The following is a 17,544-nucleotide window of genomic DNA, read 5'->3' as shown; positions in this document are numbered from 1 at the left end:
TTGAGTGGCAATTATCCCAAAGTTGTAAAACAAACTGTAAATTTAGGCAGCCTGCCTTACGTATCGAATGTTGATGAGGAAGGTCAACGCACTGTTGCTTTTCATGAAGATCACATTGTTGAACGTTTCCCTAGAGTGTTATCGCTGGTTCGAATTCAGGACGCTCTCGAAATCAATTTATTCTTAGAGCACCGCTATAAAGGGCTTTTTATGCCGCCTAAACGTGGCGGTAAAAAGAACCCTCTTGGTGGCGTGTCGCTTATTACTGTGCAGTCATTAGCCAATTCGATGAGTTTGTTTTTGCAATGGGTTGAGAAGAATAACGTGGACTGGCATGAGGTTTATGCCGTAAGTGACAGTGATAAAGCGAAATATTGGCTTCCTGTGTACCGTTATCGCAAGCACCTTATAGAACAAGTGATTGCAAAGGATATCGACCGAGATACAGCAAACCTATACATCAACCATGTTAGGCAGTTTTACGAATGGGCAAGAAAGCAACGCAGAATTGATAAAGTGCCATTCAAATATAAAACCAAGGTCATTAAGAAAAAGCGCAAAGATGGCGGTTTAGATTTGCTGTTTACCGACTACGGGAGTGAGGAAAAAGGCTTTACCATTACCACGACTGATTTGCTGATCCCTAAAAAGTATAAGCAAAAGAAATCAGGCGATGCAGGTTTATCACCATACAGCCAAGATGAATTGAAGCTGCTCTATGCCAGCAAGGAACTAACAAAGCAAGGTGCTAAATTGAGAGTAGATTTAGCCGTGCAATGCGGCTTGCGAGCGGAAGAAATTGCCACTTTTACTGCGAGTCATGTTGTTGATCCTGCCTTGGATAATAAAGCAATTTATTACGTAACCATAATCGGCAAGTACGACAAAGAGCGCACGATAATGGTATCAAAAGGCTTGATGACATCACTTTGGCAATATCGTAACGGCAAAGAACATCAAGAAAGATTAGCTAAGTGGCAGCTTGAACATGGAAATTGTGATGATGCTCCACTGTTTCTTAATCGCTCTGGTGATTTTATGTCTCGTAAATCTATCGGCAATGTGATCTCAAAAGTGCGTAAGGAATTAGCGCCATTCGGGAAAACACTAAAGCGTGATTTTCATGATTTACGTTCAACTTTTGCAACAAACCTTGCTGGCTTTCTGATCCATAAGGATCTGCCCATTGGCTTTGTGCAATACAAGCTAATGCAGTTGATGGGCCATGCGGATTTTTCAACGACTCAGAAGTACATCAATTTCGCTAGATCACTGACATTTGATAAGCAAATGGCGAGTTGGGTAGATAAATTATTTGGTGAGTTTGTTGCTCCACTACAAGAAGATGCATTTAATGCCGAGCAATCAGGAGATGCAGATGCTTGATACCGTGCTTGATTTGTCACAGTTAGAAGAGCAGCTAGGCAGTTGTTTAACGGACGAAAACTGTAAACGGATTAAACAACACATTGGCTTTCTAAAACGGCTGTTGCTGCGCCATTCAGTGTTACGAAACCATTGCCAGAGCTTAATACAAGATGTTCACTCGCTATTTCGAGACGACTATTGGCTTAAATTAGAGGCCTTAGCACAAAGTATACCCCACAAAGATGACTTGATGTTCAGGGTCTGTTTATTTCACTTTGCAAGTGCAATTACCAAGGTAAATTCAAGACCTAGCAGCGTTTTTGTATTTGATACAAACATTGATTTATTGCATTGGTATCGGAAAAGCTTTCGCTTAGGTAAAGAGCTTAACGATGCCATAAGTGCATGGGGTCAGCAGTCAATGCTTGCAAGAAGTACCACTCTCTCTAACGCACAAATGGCGCAAAAATGTTTACAGCTGCTGTGTGAAGCAGCTCCATCAGTCGCTGAGCAACTTTATGAGTATGGCTTTCTATGGTTTAACTCAACCATGCACTTTAGACAGGTTTTTAACGAATACCCGATTAAAGATAAACACTGTGTACTTCAGTCGGCATTATTCTCGGTGCTTAACGCATTTAAGCCAGATCATTTTCAAGTTATTCGGATCACTATTAATGATAAATGCATAGACGTTACTGATTTAAACGATATTGAGCCACTGTTGGTTGAACAGCTTCAAGCGCTTGCTAATTCCGATAAATTTAAAGGTGAGCTAGAGCATGATGTTGTGTCAATGACTAGGCGCTTTATGGCTATTGTGAGTAGCATTCGAATAGTCGCTGAGAAGAACAAGTGTGCTTTTGTTGATGAAGGGCTTGATGGCTTCAAGAAAGATGAATTTGCTTTGCTTAAAGAAGCTAAGACATTACTAAGAAGAGATCAATTCACTGAGTTGCTTATACTGCTAGAGCTGCACTTTGGGCATGAGGTTCATCGCCATGATTACGTTGATCATTTGCTGCCTTTTTATTTTGAAAAGGAAAAGATGTTTCGTCACATTAATTACTTTGAATTAGTGAAACAGTGCCCTGAAATTGAGAATGAGCTATTAGAAATCCATCATTCTGAAACCGAACTTTTGCCAGAAAAAAACTATGGCATGGTTACTTTGCATGGCCGCTTCATCACTCTTAATCGAATTTTGGTGAAATTTGTATTACCTGATTATACAGAGCAACTTAAGAAGCATGGTTTTAAATGCCTCAGCTTAAACAAAAACCAAATACAAAAAAGTGTTTTTCAACGCATTCAGTCAGGTGTTAAAGGAAAAACCATAAGCTTAAGAACGGGCACGTCTTATTTTGAAACAATAAGATGGGTAATGGCAATTACAGGACAGACTGTGGTTGAGGCTTACAAACTGTCGTTTAAGCGCTATCAACGTCACGCCAGAAGAATGAAAATTGAAGATTTATACAGTGACGATGAATTAAAAGAACTGATCTTTTATATTGAAAAAGGGATTAAGGAAACGGATAACGTTAAACAATTAATCGCATTATATTTTGCACGCATCCAAGTTAAAAGCTGCTGGAATACGTCACCTATGACGGACATAGAACTCAGTGATATCACGGAAGTTTCTCTGCCAACCGCTAAAAAAAGTATTACAGTGTTGATCCAAAAACCGAGAAAAGGTTACGACACCGATACCTATTCACTAGATGGGCGAACTGTAAATAGTGTGATGCGTGACATAGTTCATGTAAGAGATACTTTGACCAACAGCTATCGCTACCTTGCGGATACACATACACGGCAATATCTATTTATCTCCAAAGAAAAAACCAATGTAAGTCGTGTATTGGCAGGCAATATCATTGCTTATATCAAAACTATTTTAAAGCGACTTGGTTGCACAGTTGATTATGATTCGATGCGCATTCGCAAGAATGGTGCAAATCACCTTTACCGTGAAGTAGCAAAGCAAATGCGTGCTTATGAATCAGCAAAACTTCACACCTTCGATACGTTCATCAAGCACTACCAACGAGTGAGTGAAGAAAAAACACAACAAACATTGCACACGGCAGTAGATGTGATGCAGCGTTATTTTACTGGTCGAGAAATTGACCCGAAAATTAAGGTGTTAATGGTTGATGACGGTAGCACTCAAAAAACGCCCACAGGTGAGTGTGCATCGCAAGGAAACGATTCAGAAGCGTCACAATACGGTAAAGAACATCGGCGTCTATCGGGCAGTAAAGACAATGGATGGTGTAGTGACTTTTTGGCTTGTGTGTGGTGCAAGCATTTTAGAACAGTAGCAGACCCAGACCATGTTTGGCAGTTGCTTAGTTATCGTGATTATGTTTTGGCAGATATGTCGGCCAGTATTTCTGATATTGAAAATAATGAATTTCAGCAGGAAGCGATTACTGCATTGCATCAGCGAGTTGATGACATACTAGAACAAGTAGCAATTAAAAACCCGATGGCAGTGACTAAGGGAAAGGAGCTGATGGCGGAAAGAGGAATGCATCCGTTTTGGGCATTTGCAGTAACGTCAGTTAAGAATGTGGGAGATATTTTATGACAGGAATTTCAGCTGCTGTAGATGCCTGTTTAAAGATTGATGGGCTTATTAGCATTAATCCTTATAGTTCACCGATTGATGCCGAGCTCACACCGTTGGTGCTTTGGCAATATATCCGCTCGAATAAAAAACAGATCACATTGTTCGGGGATGATTCTTGGTATTCGCAAGGCAACAATTTATCCGTAACCTTTAACGGTGTTGGGCCGAAGTATAAATATCAACTTAAAGCCCTAACACTTGGTATGTATACGCAAGGCTCAGGACAAGGCATGGAGCCTCTTGCATGGACTACGATACGTAGGAATATTGCTAACCTTAAGCGCCTTGCTAAGTGGCTTGAACGTTATGGCATTGAGAGCTTCGGTGGCTTAGATAAACTGCCAGAATTGCGTTTGCGCAATATCATATTGGACTTGGTGCAAGCGTCTGATGTAAAGAAGCATCCATCTTATGCACAGTCACTTCTATCTGCCATCTATTGGTTGAAGCTTTATTCAGTAGTTAAAAGCGAGCCGTTTTTCGATTTGATGAATGAATATTTTTTGCCATTTACCTTATTAAAAAAAGAACGCAGAAATAAACATTCAGTCATTCCGATTCAAATAATGAAGCAAGTTCTTAAGGCAAGCGAAGAGCACGTTAATGCCGTTGAGAAGATCATCGATAATTGGCACTGCCTGCAAATCAAACTCAATGATGGTGTTGAATACGCACCGAAAAAGTACCTTAAAAACTCGACATACGTTGATGGATTAAATGAGTCAGAATCTGCTGAATTAGACGAATATTATGAGCTGATTAAAAATCTTCGCAGATATGCCTTTGTGCTTGTGGTTAGTTATACAGGTATGCGTTATGGCGAAGCAATGGCACTAACTGATGATTCAGCTATTGAGCGAAACGGTAAATACTTTATCAAGACGTTGTTGTCTAAAACAACAGATGAAACCCAAAGCTTAGAATGGGTAACGAATGAAGTCACCTATCGGGCAGTAAAACTACTCACAAGAGTTTGTTCTGTTTACCGTGAACGTGCAGCCTTGCTGCTAAAGCATCACAGCGATTTATTACCACTAAAGCGTAAGTTGAATTTAGAGTTTGGTTTGAGTAATCGAACTTTGTTTGGTGTGTCACCCCATAAAAAATCCTGCGAGTTTTCATTAAATACTAAGTCGACTAAAAATGGCTTTAACAACATAAACAAAATGTTTTCGATCAGAGTTACTGAACACGATATTGCCGAGCTTGAGCGCATGGGGTGCAATTACCAATCGGTCAGCTCAAGCCATAAAAAGTTTAAGAAGCCATACAAAGTAGGCGATTTATTCAACTTTACGGCCCATCAATTTAGACATACCTTTGCATGGTTTATTGTTGCAAATCGTTTGGGTGATTTAGACGATATTAAGTATCAGTACAAACATTTAGAGAGCATGATGTCGTTGGTATACAGCCAACGGGGATATGAGTCTATGGAGGAGTTAATTGGGCTAACCGAAAGCTTCTCTGAGTTTATGATATCGCAAGCAATGGAAGATATGGTGGGTGCAGCACAAGACGGCACGCTTGCTGGGAAAGGCGGACAAAACTTTATCGCCAAATTAACTGAGATACTGGCTGATGACCTGACCACCGGAAGCACCCCTCACTTTAAAAATATGGAAGAGTTGATCACGTTTGCTGCTAAGCATACCAACAACTTTAGAGGCGTGTCACATGGGTACTGTACTAAGGGGTCGGAATGTAAAGTTCGTAATGCAGCAGATCCAAGCCACTGTGTATGGTGCGATAGCTACATTGCAACACCTCGACATCTACCCCACTGGCTGGTTGTTAAAAAGCGATGTGAATCGCAATTAGCTGCATTTGAAAAATTTCCGTCAGAGATAAAGCAGCGATTAAAAGCCTTTAGTACGGCATTAAATGACAACCTTGAAGCCGCCAATATCATCATTGACCAGTTAACGATAAAAGTGAAGGAAGCCTAATATGAGCGAATCATTTGAGATCACAACGGCAGATCGAATTGATATGGCTTTGTCTGAAATGGCAGCTAATAACGAAAAAATTAACGTTAGCCAAGTAGCTAAACGATTAGGAATTTCAAACTCTGCTATTTACAAGTTCAACCCTGAGAAAATCCCGGATATTCAGACTGCGCAAAAGCGTCAGAAAAATAAAGCAGAGGCTATTGCTGTTGGTACTGAAAATGAGCAGCTTAAGAAAGAGGTTGAATCGTTAAAAAAATCGAATCTTGATTATAAAGCGCTCGCTGAGGATTTGAGAACGCAAAATGAGTCATTGTGGGAGCACATTCAGCAGGTTTACAATATGTACGATGAAGTATTAGCTGAACGCAATGGCTTTGCAGAACGGCTAAAACACGGACTCTAAATATTCATAATTGAATTAACAATCATGAGATATTTACTATGAGTAAAAATACAAAGAAAATATCCAAAAATTAGCACAAAGGCAGCTAAAACATTAACCGATCCTAATGTGAGTAAGTCTTAACTTAATCTGTCAGGTGTGATTTTTAGATTTTGATCAAATCTGATAGTCGCATATGTGCCATGAGCGGTCATTCAAAAAATAAATGGCAAAAGGCAAGACGCGACCCCATGTTCCGTTTTTCTTGTCCTCTTGCGAAACATTATAGAAAAAGAGCTTCAAGTGAATTATTCACAAAGAGGTTTAGAGGCGCTGCGCTTTAGAGTTATCAACGTAGGTTGGTTTGAGCGCAGCGAAACCCAACGAAAAAGCCCCAACCAATTAGCGTCAATATTTTGCATGAACGGCTGTCTTGCATCGAGTGGTTGAACTCACAGCCAATAGCGGACATTAAAGCGTAACTCGTTTCTGCCCCAAAATGAGTTAACGTAATTGCTCTGATTTTCTGTATATAAATCAAGTTTAATCCTTATTTCATTGAAATATAACACTACTTGTTTAGTATTAAATATGTACAGCGTGTCACTTGTAGAAACAACTTAAAATAGCAGTATGAGTTTGCTGCAAGCGAGGATAAAAAATTACTGGTTATTAAAATCAGTTTTTTCAAGGAGAAAGTGATGTTTAAGTATTTTATGGTCTGTATGGCCATACTTGTTTTTAATCTACCCAGCAATGCTGCTGATAAACCCAATGTGCTTGTTATATGGGGTGATGATGTTGGCATGTGGAATATTAGTGCCTACCATCGCGGTATGATGGGAGGAAGTACTCCTAACATAGATAGCATCGCCAATGATGGCATGATATTTATGGATCACTACGCACAAGCTTCTTGTACCGCAGGGCGTGCAGCATTTATCACAGGTCAGTACCCGATACGTACAGGACTTAGTACGGTAGGTCTTCCAGGTGCTCCGCAAGGCTTGCAGAAGAAAGATCCAACACTCGCAACTATGCTTAAATCCAAAGGTTATGTAACAGGTCAGTTCGGCAAAAACCATTTAGGTGATCTTGATGAACACTTACCAACTAATCATGGTTTCGATGAGTTCTTTGGTATTCTGTATCACCTCAACGCAGGTGAATATGTTGAGCAGCAAGATTATCCGCAAGACGCTAAAACACAAGAAAAATTCGGCTTAAAAATGCGTGGTGTGATCCACTCTAAGGCACTAGGTAATGGTAAGCAAGAAATTAAAGATTTAGGGCAGTTTGGTAAAGAACGTCAGCGTAACCTAGATCAAGAGGTACTTGTAGAATCAAAACGTTTTATTCGTGATGCTGTAAAACAAGATAAGCCTTTCTTTGTTTGGCATAACACCACACGTATGCACTATCAAACTAACTTAAATAAAGATTATGATGGTAAGACTGGTTATGGCTTATACGCTGATGGTATGGCCGAAATGGATGATGATGTGGGCGAATTGCTTAACTTGCTTGATGAGTTAAAAATCACAGACAACACGATAGTGATGTTTTCGACTGATAATGGCGCAGCATCAAACTCTTGGCCTGATGGTGGTAACCAACCATTCCACGGTGAAAAAGGCGTTGGTGGCTGGGAAGGTGGTTTCAGAGTGCCATTAGTCGTAAAGTGGCCTGGTCACATTCCTAAAGGTGTAAGTACTGGTGAGTTCATGACAATGGAAGATTGGATGCCTACAATTATGTCATGGGTGGGAGATAAAGACCTCAAAGCTAATTTATTGAAAGGCACCAAAATTAATGGTCAAAGGTATAAAGTGCATTTAGATGGCTTTGATCAAAGTGATATCTTACTAAAAAACGGTAAAACAAAGCGTAAAGAGTTTTATTATTTCACCGAAACTACTTTCCATGGCATGCGTTATGGTGATTGGAAGCTTATTTTCACTGAGCAGAACCACTGGTTTAGATCAACGCAAAATGCACTTACTTCTCCTTACATTATTAACTTAAAAATGGATCCATTTGAACGCTTTATTGATGCTCGGGGTTATGATGAATGGGCAGAAAACCGTAGTTGGATTTTAGGCCCCGCAGGTAATCAAATTTCAGAATTTGTGAAAACCTTTAAAGCTTTCCCACCAAGTCAAGAAAGTATGTCTGTACAGGTTGGAAGTGTCGCTGAAATGATTTCACAGCAAGCACTCAATCGTTAGTAATGATTTAAATCACAGATTACAAATAAGAAGAGCTCCAGACTAATGCCGCTCACTTAATGTGAGCGGCATTTTTTTAGAGATAATACCTAGGTCGTTTTTCAAGTTTCATGAAATACTCTTTCTTGCGATGTTTCATCGGATTCTTACATATTGAAAAGATTGTTCAATTGAACTAGCAATTGATTTTTAAATTGGTCGGTATTAAATTGTAATGCTCAGCTTTTTTACACAACAAACATAAATTTTCTATTACTAGTTGTTTAGATTTAAATCTTTAATCGTCTAAGAAAATTAAAACTGTCAACGGTAGTTGTTGAAACAAAACAGTCTTCGTTCTAACTTATATTTGTCCATTAACGAGTGAGTAAATTGCAAAACTTGCGCATTGCTTCTGCCCCAAAGTGAGTAAAAGTAAATGCTCTAAAGACTGCTTAGAGCGAGTTACGGACATTGAACATATGCTGGTGAACGTGGATATTCTAATATTTTACAGTTAAAAAAAAATGTCTCAACAAAACTAATGGACTTGTAGCCATTAAAGTATGATGAAATCTACCCGAGAAAAGAGTCCTAATATTCAGAGTAATATTGCGTGTAGTGCTGTAAATCATTTTTTCAGTTTTTCTTAAGTAAATCTTAAGGTTTGCCTGATATTTTATTAAGACACTTTTTATTTAGCCGATAGGTTTCTTTAATTGCTTGACTTATCGGTGATTAATTTGCAAATTTATTATCGCTAATAACTAAAAAACAGGGATTTATATATGTTATCAGTTGTACTTCCTGCCAAAGACGAAGCCGAAAATATTGGCCATCTTATTGAAGAAATTCATACCAGCCTTGCTGATTTATACCCGTTTGAGATTATCGTTGTCGATGATGGCTGTAGTGATAGTACCTTTGAAACCGCCCTCGAAACTGGAAGAACATTAGGCTGTGATGTAAAAGCTATCAAACATGCCTACAGTGTCGGACAAAGCACAGCGATTGTGTCGGGTGTGTTACAGGCGAAATACACCTTGATGGCGACCCTTGATGCCGACGGACAAAACGATCCGGCTGATTTGCCTAAATTAGTTGAGCGCGCTCAACAAATAGAAGCCGCTAATTTTTGCGTAATTGGCTACCGTAAAAACCGAAAAGACACGCCTTGGAAACGTTTTCAGTCGCGTTTTGCTAATAAATTCCGCGATGCTATTTTACATGATGGTGTGCCAGATACCGGCTGTGGTTTGAAAGTAGTGCCCACAGCCACATACCTAAGGCTACCACACTTTAACCATATGCACCGTTATATTCCTGCTTTGGTCAAACGTATGGGAGGCGAAGTGCAAGTGCAAGAAGTGAACCACCGCGATCGTGAACATGGTCTATCAAAATACACGGCTTGGAATCGAGCTTGGGTCGGTATTGTTGATGTATTAGGCATGATGTGGCTTATTCGTCGTGGCAAAGTGCCAATGGTTAATGAAATTCAAACGAGTAACACTAGTGACGATTAACAGGCTCGCTAAATTTATTGTTAGTTTGTCGTTATTTATTGCGATAGCGTTTGCAGTTCAACAAGGTTTTTTTGAACATATCGCTGACAGTAACTGGGTCGCTAAGTTTGTTAAAGAACAAGGCAAACAAGCCGTTGTTGTATTGATGGCGATGGGGGCTGCCTATGCCGCTCTTGGTGCGCCACGCCAATTGTTAGCGTTTGCGTTTGGTTTTGCTTTTGGGGCTGTTGAAGGGGCACTTTTAGCGTTAGTAGCAACAGAGCTCGGTTGTATTTTGTCATTTTACGCCGCCAAATGGTTGTTTCGCTCAAGCTTGCAACGCAAATTTAATAAAAGTTTAATGAAATTTGAACGCTTGGTTAAAGACAATACCACCTTAAAGGTATTGATGATTCGGTTGTTACCTATCGGCAGTAACTTGTTTACTAATGTCGCAGCTGGAGCAACTACAGTACCGGCTCAGGGGTTTTTTCTTGGTAGCTTTATTGGCTACATTCCACAAACCTTAATTTTTGCCTACGCTGGCGCTGGAATTGGTTTATCAGAGCACGAAAAAATACTCATCAGTATTGCGCTGTTTATTGTTTCATCGGTAATTGGCTCACTGCTTTATCGCAGTCAATTTCGTCGTAAAGTACAAGAACTATAAAGAAGTTAGGTTATGAAAAATATAATAAAAACCTTCGAACAAGATGATTATTACGCCGTCTTAAAAATCTTACTGGCCTTTGCCGCTGTTATTATTTTATTAGGTATTGGTATTCGTTCACCGTGGCCTGCTGATGAACCTCGATTTGTTGAAGTAGCCAGAGAAATGGTTGCCACTGGCAATTGGCTATTTCCAATGCGTGGCGGTGAATTTTATCCTGATAAACCACCAGTTTTTATGTGGTCAATCGCTCTTTTTTATTCACTTATTGGCAACCTAAAACTGGCATTTTTACTGCCAAACGCCATCTGTGGCTTGATCACTTTATTTTTGGTGTATGATCTTGGGGCAAAACTCCATAGTGTTCGCGTGGGTCGCAATGCCGCTTTACTTTTATTAATTACACCACAATTTTTGATCCAAGCTAAAGCTGCCCAAATTGATGCGATGGTGATGTGTTGGATAACGATTGGTTGTTATGGCTTTATCCGTCATTTCATTTTAGGGCCCAATTGGCGCTGGTATTTTATTTCGTGGGCATTTATGGCGCTCGGCATTATTACTAAAGGGGTAGGTTTTTTACCTGTACTCATGTTTATTCCCATCATTGCTTATCGCTTGGCGAATAAAGACTATTTTAAAGGCAGGCTCACCTTCGCTTGTTGGTTAGGTTTTGTGCCCTTTTTCTTGGTGTTGGCGGCTTGGTTTGTACCGATGATGATTACGGTGGCAGAGCAAGCGACCCCTGAATTAATTCAGTACAAAAACAATATTCTGTTCAAGCAAACGGGCGAACGGTACGCCAATGCCTGGCATCACCTTGAGCCTTGGTATTATTTTATTGTTAGTGTAATTCCCGTGATGTGGTTTCCATTACCAATTTTATTGTTGAGCTCGCTAAAGCATGTTTATCACAAATTAAAAACAGATCCAGTATTGATGATATTGTTTGCTTGGGTTGTGCTTGTGGTGTGTTTTTTCAGTATTAGTCCGGGCAAGCGCGGGGTTTATGTGTTACCTGCATTGCCGATGTTGTCGCTGTTTACCACCATTGCTTACCATGAAGTTAAACTACCGTTATGGTTTAACCGCATCAGCAAAAGCATTTTATGGTTAATTGCTATTGTGCTTGTTGTCGCTTGCATTGGTTTATTAACGGGTCATAAAAAATTAGTGAAACCATTAACCGCATACCCTGAAATGATCCCGTGGGCGGCAGGTTTAGCGTTTATTTTAGCAGCGATATGGTTAGTTAGTTTATGGCGATTACGGTCGAAAAACGCCTTTTTTAATTTAGGAATGGTAATTGTCGCTTCTTGGTTAATAGTGAGTACCTTAGGATATTGGCTAGCCGAGCCCCTGCGCACACCCAAACATGTTATTGAAGAAGTGGAAAACACCTTAGGTCAGCATGGTGAGCGCGGTGAACTTGGGTTAGTGAAATTTAAAGAGCAATTTTTATTGTTTTCACAATTACCAATAACGCATTTTAGTTACCTAGCAACGGATGAAGAAGAAGAGCGTAACGCATGGCTATGGATGGGCGAGAAGGCGGGTCGATTTATTTTAGTGCCAGATGATGCCAACTTAACGTGTTTCGATGTGTCTAACGGGCAAGATATGGGCTACGCTCACAGGCAGCACTGGTTATTATTAAGTGCTAAGCAAATGGCAGAAAACTGCCAAGCGCCAAAAGTTATTAAGCGTTTTAGTGTTCCTAGAGAAGCGTATTAATGAAAATAGCTGTAGTAGGAGCAGGTTTTGTTGGTTTGTCTAATGCCATTTTACTTGCTCAGCATAATAAGGTGGTTATCTACGATATCGTTCCAGCGAAAGTAGATTTAATTAATAGTCGTAAATCTCCCTTTGTCGATAAAGAAATAGAAGCTTTTTTATTTAAAGATGATCTCGATTTTGTTCAGTCACTTGAAAGCGCGTTAGGAATTAAAGCCAAGAAAAATTTTATGCCGATGCAAGCGGGCGATGTTTACCAAACCTTTGCAGATATTGATGACTTATTTAATGTTACTGGCTATAAGCCTAAAATGAGTGTTGAACAGGGCGTTAATAACTTTGTTGACTGGTATCGTGAATTTTATGGTTAAGTGATTTATCTATCCATTTTTGCATAATAGTGACATCTAGAGATGTCCGCCTATATTTCTAATATCAGTAATTATCTGCTGTAATCAAACAGGACACTTTGATAATGGAATATTATCCAATACTATTCATCAAGGTCCGTTCATGGCACAAAACCGACCTCAGTCTCTAACTCATTTTTGTCCAAAAATGAGTTTGATCGACCGTCTGCTTCTCGCTCATGGCTGTCTGTCAGATGAAGTCTAAACCTATTCATTTAATCTGTAAGTTCAGATATGAGCTAGTACACCTAATGCTGTTAACACCAAGCGACTTTGTCGTATCTTAATTACCAAGCGATTCTGTCGTAATCACACTAGTACACCTAATGCATCTAATACTGCTAAAAATTAGCAAGTTCGGTGTTATCTCAATTCAATAGTAAGCGATAGATTTAGTAACAAAACTGCATTTTACACCTCATTTTTTCATTATCTATGGAGTAAATTTCTCAAAAACTGTTACCATTATTAAAATGAATAAATACAATGTGGTAACACTTTGTCACTTATTGAAAACGACATTATTTATACTCCGCAAATGGTATCTAAATTACTAGCAAAATTAGTAACTTTAAATAACCCGCACATTAAATCGGTTTACGATCCCACCTGTGGCTCTGGCTCATTGTTGTTGCGTGTTGCAAAAGAAGCTAATAACCCCGATTTAAAGTTTTACGGACAAGAGCAAAACCCAAGTACTTACAACCTAGCCCGTATGAACATGATTATGCACGACGTGCATTACACAAAGTTCGACATTCAAAACGACGACACGTTAGAAGTTCCCGCACACCTTGAGCAACGCTTTAGCGCCGTAGTCGCTAACCCGCCATTTTCGGCGGACTGGTCTGCCAACCCACTACACATGAATAACGATCGCTTTGCCGACTACGGTAAGCTGGCACCAAAAGGTAAAGCCGACTTTGCTTTTGTACAACACATGATCCACCAGCTTGACGACAACGGCACAATGGCGGTGGTGTTACCGCACGGCGTGTTGTTTCGTGGTGCGGCCGAAGGGCATATACGCAAACACCTTATTAAAGAAAAAAACTACCTTGATATGGTAATAGGTCTACCTACTAACATATTTTTTGGTACGTCTATTCCTACTTGTGTATTGGTGCTAAATAAACACCGTAAAGCCGACGATAACGTATTGTTTATAGATGCCAGTAATCACTTTGAAAAAGGCACTAACAACAACGTAATGCGTGAGGAAGACTTACAACGTATTTTAAATGCCGTAAGCAAACGCGAGTTCATTGATAAATATGCCTTTACCGCAACACAAGCAGATTTAGCAGAGAACGACTACAACCTTAATATTCCGCGTTATGTAGACACCTTTGAAGATGAAGAGCTTGTTGATTTGAGTGAAGTAGCAAAACAGCTAATTACAAATGATAAAGCGATGTTTGAAACAGATAAAACAATTGCCGGCTTTTGTGATGAGTTAGGGATTGATATGCCTTTTGGAGCGGTAAATGAATAAGTTAGTTCCAAAACTAAGGTTCCCGACTCCCTTAGTGAAATACAAGCGTTTTCGATTTGGTGACTTAGTTTCAATCAAAAGTAATAAATTTAACCCCGCTATTGAAAGTTTTGTATACCCTTGCATCGAACTTGAACACATTTCACAAGGAACTGGTATCTTGTTAGGTAGTGTTGCAAGCGATACGGTAGCAAGTCAAAAAAATAAGTTTGGAGCAGGTGATATTTTATTTAGCAAGCTTAGGCCTTACTTAAAAAAATATGCCATGCCGACTTTTACAGGTATTTGTTCGAGTGAAATATGGGTCATGAAGACGAACTCACTTTTGGAACACTCATACTTATATCAATACATTCAAACCGATAAGTTTATATACGAAGCTAATAAATCATCAGGTTCAAAAATGCCGCGTTCAGATTGGGGAGTTGTATCTGAGCTTAGTTTTTATTGCCCATCAAAATTAGAACAAGAAAAAATAGCTGATTTCCTTACTTCTGTAGATACTAAAATCAGCCAGTTAACTGAAAAGCACCGCTTATTAAAAGACTACAAAAAAGGCGTAATGCAACAAGTTTTCAGCCAAAAAATTCGCTTTAAAGATGATGATGGAAACGATTTTCCTAATTGGAATGAATATGCTTTAAGGGATATTCTTATTTTACAATCTGACGCATTAAAAATGGATGATGAAGCTACTTATGAGCTGATCACTGTAAAGAGGGGGTTTGGTGGGGTTAAAAGTCGTGGACACTTTAAAGGTAAGGATGTACTTGTTAAAAACCAATTCACTATCCACAAAGGTGAGTTTGTAATATCAAAACGACAGATAGTTCATGGAGCCTGCGGGTTGGTACCTGAAGAGCTAGATGGGGCTATTGTTTCTAATGAATACAATGTATTTAGACCTCAATCAACAAAGTTAGATATTGATTACTTTAACCGCTTGTCTACAACCCTCTACATACGACGTGCATTTTTTATTAATAGTGATGGCGTACATATTGAGAAGTTACTGTTTAAAACCCAAAGCTGGCTCAAAACCAAAGTTCAGTTACCTTGCTTGAAAGAGCAACAAAAAATAGCGCAATTTTTAGAAGCACTCGATAAAAAAACAAACGCTGTTAACGAGCAAATTGAACAAACCAAGCTATTTAAAAAAGGCTTACTACAGCAAATGTTTGTGTGAGAAATAATGACTAATAAAATTAATGACAATCCAATAGCGAATATTATTGATATTCAAACTTTGCAAGAGAGCGTAGAGGTTGAGTGCAAGCTGGCTGGTGGCCGCGACGGCCATGGCGCAGTGCCTAACGATATGTGGGAAACCTATAGTGCATTTGCTAATACCCGTGGTGGCTTAATTTTATTGGGCATTAAAGAAAAAAAAGGCACATTTACAGTTGAGGGTATAACAAACCCAGTACCGTTAATTAAGAATATTTGGGATATTGTTAATAACCCCAATAAAGTGAGTGTTAATTTACTCAGCGAAAGCGACGTGCGCGTTGAAACACTTGAAGGGAAATCAGTTATTGCGATTACTGTGCCACGCGCTCCGCGTCAAAGCCGCCCTGTATTTATAAATGCAAACCCACTTAATGGGACCTATCAGCGCCGTTATGAGGCCGACCAAAAGTGTTTGCCACCGACAGTAAATAAAATGCTGGCAGAGCAAGAGGAAGTGCGTGATAACCGCATTTTAGAGCACTTTACCCTAGACGATATAGACCCCGAAAGCCTGCGTATTTATAGACAAATGTTTGTTGATGCCAAACCACAACACCCTTTTTTAGAATTGAGCGACCAAGAGTTTTTGCGTTCAATACGTGGCTGGCAAAAAGACCGCGCAACAGGCAAAGCAGGCTTAACCCTTGCAGGCCTGGTAATGTTTGGTAAGTGGGATGCGATTCAAGACGCACTACCAAGTTTTGCACTCGATTATCAAGAAAAAGACGACAGTACACACCGCTGGATAGACCGAATTTATACCGATGGTTCTTGGTCGGGAAATGCTTTTGACTTTTATCGTAAGGTCTACCGTAAGCTCACGGTAGATTTAAAAGTAGGTTTTAACCTAACCGATGGCGGGCAACGGCAAGATACAACCCCAGCGCATGAGGCTATTCGTGAAGCACTTGTTAATACCCTCGCACATGCAGACTTTAGTACCGAAAGTAATATTTTAATTGAAAAACACCCTGACTTTATCGGCTTTAGAAATGCAGGGCTTATGCGAGTGCCTGTACATGAAGCTAAAGCAGGCGGTAATAGCCAGTGCCGTAATCCCGCTATTCATCAAATGTTTTTAAATATTGGTTTGAGCGAAAAAGCAGGCTCGGGTATTCCTAAAATATACAGTAATTGTAAAGCGCAAAACTGGCAGCCCCCACATCTATACGAAAAAGACGAGTTAAACCAAACCTTATTAGAGCTGCGTATGGTAAACATGGTATCGCCAGAGTTACACCAACGCCTAATTGAAACGTATGGTGAAGGTTATAACAAACTAAGCGAGCTAAAACGCACCATTTTAATGACCGCTATCACTGAGTCATGGTTTAACCACGAGCGTATTTGTTCGCTCACTTCAGAGCATACGAGAGAAGTGACACTTGCGTTAAGCCAGTTAGTTAATGCAGGGTACTTGGAGTCGGCAGGCCAGCACCGAGGCAAGATATATCATTTAAAAGGGATAGAAGTGCCAACGCCAGACAATGAGGCTGGTAGGAACATTAGCTTTGTATTATCACCTAGTCAGGCAGCGTTGCCCTTGATTGGTAGTAAAACAATTAATGAAGTGCCGGACTTAACAGAGCCAATGCCGGAGCTTAACCCGCCAGTGCCGGAGTTAGTGCCGGAGCTCAATCCGCCAGTGCCGGAGTTCGATTTAAGTGCTTCTAACCTTTGGCTTGAACTCAAAGAAATAGCATCGTCTATTGCCAAAAATTCAGGACGTAAACAAAAGCCTGATGTACAAAAAGCGATAATTGATTTATGTACTAAGTCGGCTCCTAATTGCTTAAGGCTTAGCGATATAGCGCAGTTGCTTAACATGAATACTGATACATTGAGAAAGCATTACTTACGTGAGATGGTTAAAGAGCAGGTATTATTTTTGGCCTACCCAACAATACCGAATCACCCTGAGCAGGGTTATAAGTTACACAAAGATTAGCA

Annotated in this window: 10 protein-coding genes and 3 pseudogenes; all 13 read left to right on the top strand. The window is 39.8% G+C overall.

All coding sequences use genetic code 11. The features are described 5' to 3' along the window. Entirely contained in the window at positions 1-1,386 is a 1,386-nt protein-coding gene (locus L655_RS0102165; RefSeq protein WP_080670010.1) for a site-specific integrase, read from the top strand. Beyond that, positions 1,379-3,967, top strand: coding sequence for a hypothetical protein (locus L655_RS0102160; RefSeq protein WP_024603952.1), 2,589 nt, complete (start codon positions 1,379-1,381; stop codon positions 3,965-3,967). The genes L655_RS0102165 and L655_RS0102160 overlap by 8 nt, the downstream gene beginning before the upstream one ends. Beyond that, positions 3,964-5,958: a hypothetical protein gene (locus L655_RS0102155; protein WP_024603951.1), complete on the top strand. Its 1,995-nt coding sequence runs from the start codon at positions 3,964-3,966 to the stop codon at positions 5,956-5,958. Before L655_RS0102160 ends, L655_RS0102155 begins: the two co-directional genes overlap by 4 nt. Position 5,959: 1 nt before the next feature. Next, positions 5,960-6,364 (top strand): DUF6262 family protein, encoded by a 405-nt coding sequence (locus L655_RS0102150; RefSeq protein ID WP_024603950.1) that lies wholly within the window; start codon positions 5,960-5,962, stop codon positions 6,362-6,364. Positions 6,365-7,044: 680 nt separating this feature from the next. After that, positions 7,045-8,571 (top strand): arylsulfatase, encoded by a 1,527-nt coding sequence (locus L655_RS0102140; protein ID WP_024603949.1) that lies wholly within the window; start codon positions 7,045-7,047, stop codon positions 8,569-8,571. Between the two features lie 767 nt (positions 8,572-9,338). Next, complete coding sequence (locus tag L655_RS0102135; RefSeq protein WP_024603948.1) at positions 9,339-10,076, top strand: glycosyltransferase family 2 protein; 738 nt, start codon at positions 9,339-9,341, stop codon at positions 10,074-10,076. Beyond that, entirely contained in the window at positions 10,042-10,725 is a 684-nt protein-coding gene (locus tag L655_RS0102130) for a VTT domain-containing protein (protein ID WP_033011230.1), read from the top strand. The genes L655_RS0102135 and L655_RS0102130 overlap by 35 nt, the downstream gene beginning before the upstream one ends. 12 nt (positions 10,726-10,737) lie before the next feature. Further along, entirely contained in the window at positions 10,738-12,459 is a 1,722-nt protein-coding gene (locus L655_RS0102125) for a glycosyltransferase family 39 protein (protein WP_024603946.1), read from the top strand. Beyond that, positions 12,459-12,617 (top strand): annotated as a pseudogene (locus L655_RS1000000127770) (UDP-glucose 6-dehydrogenase); the annotation flags it as partial. The gene L655_RS0102125 and the pseudogene L655_RS1000000127770, both read left to right, overlap by 1 nt. A 15-nt stretch (positions 12,618-12,632) precedes the next feature. Then, positions 12,633-12,830: pseudogene (locus L655_RS1000000127765) on the top strand (protein CapI); the annotation flags it as partial. 565 nt (positions 12,831-13,395) lie between these two features. Further along, a pseudogene (locus tag L655_RS0102115) lies at positions 13,396-14,364 on the top strand (type I restriction-modification system subunit M); the annotation flags it as partial. Then, a complete protein-coding gene (locus tag L655_RS1000000126195; protein ID WP_024603943.1) occupies positions 14,357-15,550 on the top strand; it encodes a restriction endonuclease subunit S in 1,194 nt (397 codons plus the stop codon). The pseudogene L655_RS0102115 and the gene L655_RS1000000126195, both read left to right, overlap by 8 nt. A gap of 6 nt (positions 15,551-15,556) precedes the next feature. After that, the gene (locus L655_RS0102100) at positions 15,557-17,542 is read left to right on the top strand and encodes an RNA-binding domain-containing protein (protein ID WP_029751550.1); all 1,986 of its coding nucleotides are present in this window, start codon (positions 15,557-15,559) and stop codon (positions 17,540-17,542) included. Positions 17,543-17,544 lie beyond the last annotated feature (2 nt).

The sequence above is a fragment of the Pseudoalteromonas sp. TAE79 genome (assembly GCF_000498015.1).
In the GTDB taxonomy this organism is placed as follows: domain Bacteria; phylum Pseudomonadota; class Gammaproteobacteria; order Enterobacterales; family Alteromonadaceae; genus Pseudoalteromonas.
The sequence above is the reverse complement of the archived record's forward strand: the minus strand, read 5'-3'. Positions and strand labels throughout refer to the sequence as shown.

Coding starts and splice junctions, on each gene's coding strand:
- L655_RS0102160 (WP_024603952.1), top strand. CDS start 1,379: ATGCTTGATACCGTGCTTGATTTGTCACAGTTAGAAGAGCAGCTAGGC.
- L655_RS0102155 (WP_024603951.1), top strand. CDS start 3,964: ATGACAGGAATTTCAGCTGCTGTAGATGCCTGTTTAAAGATTGATGGG.
- L655_RS0102150 (WP_024603950.1), top strand. CDS start 5,960: ATGAGCGAATCATTTGAGATCACAACGGCAGATCGAATTGATATGGCT.
- L655_RS0102140 (WP_024603949.1), top strand. CDS start 7,045: ATGTTTAAGTATTTTATGGTCTGTATGGCCATACTTGTTTTTAATCTA.
- L655_RS0102135 (WP_024603948.1), top strand. CDS start 9,339: ATGTTATCAGTTGTACTTCCTGCCAAAGACGAAGCCGAAAATATTGGC.
- L655_RS0102130 (WP_033011230.1), top strand. CDS start 10,042: ATGAAATTCAAACGAGTAACACTAGTGACGATTAACAGGCTCGCTAAA.
- L655_RS0102125 (WP_024603946.1), top strand. CDS start 10,738: ATGAAAAATATAATAAAAACCTTCGAACAAGATGATTATTACGCCGTC.
- L655_RS1000000126195 (WP_024603943.1), top strand. CDS start 14,357: ATGAATAAGTTAGTTCCAAAACTAAGGTTCCCGACTCCCTTAGTGAAA.
- L655_RS0102100 (WP_029751550.1), top strand. CDS start 15,557: ATGACTAATAAAATTAATGACAATCCAATAGCGAATATTATTGATATT.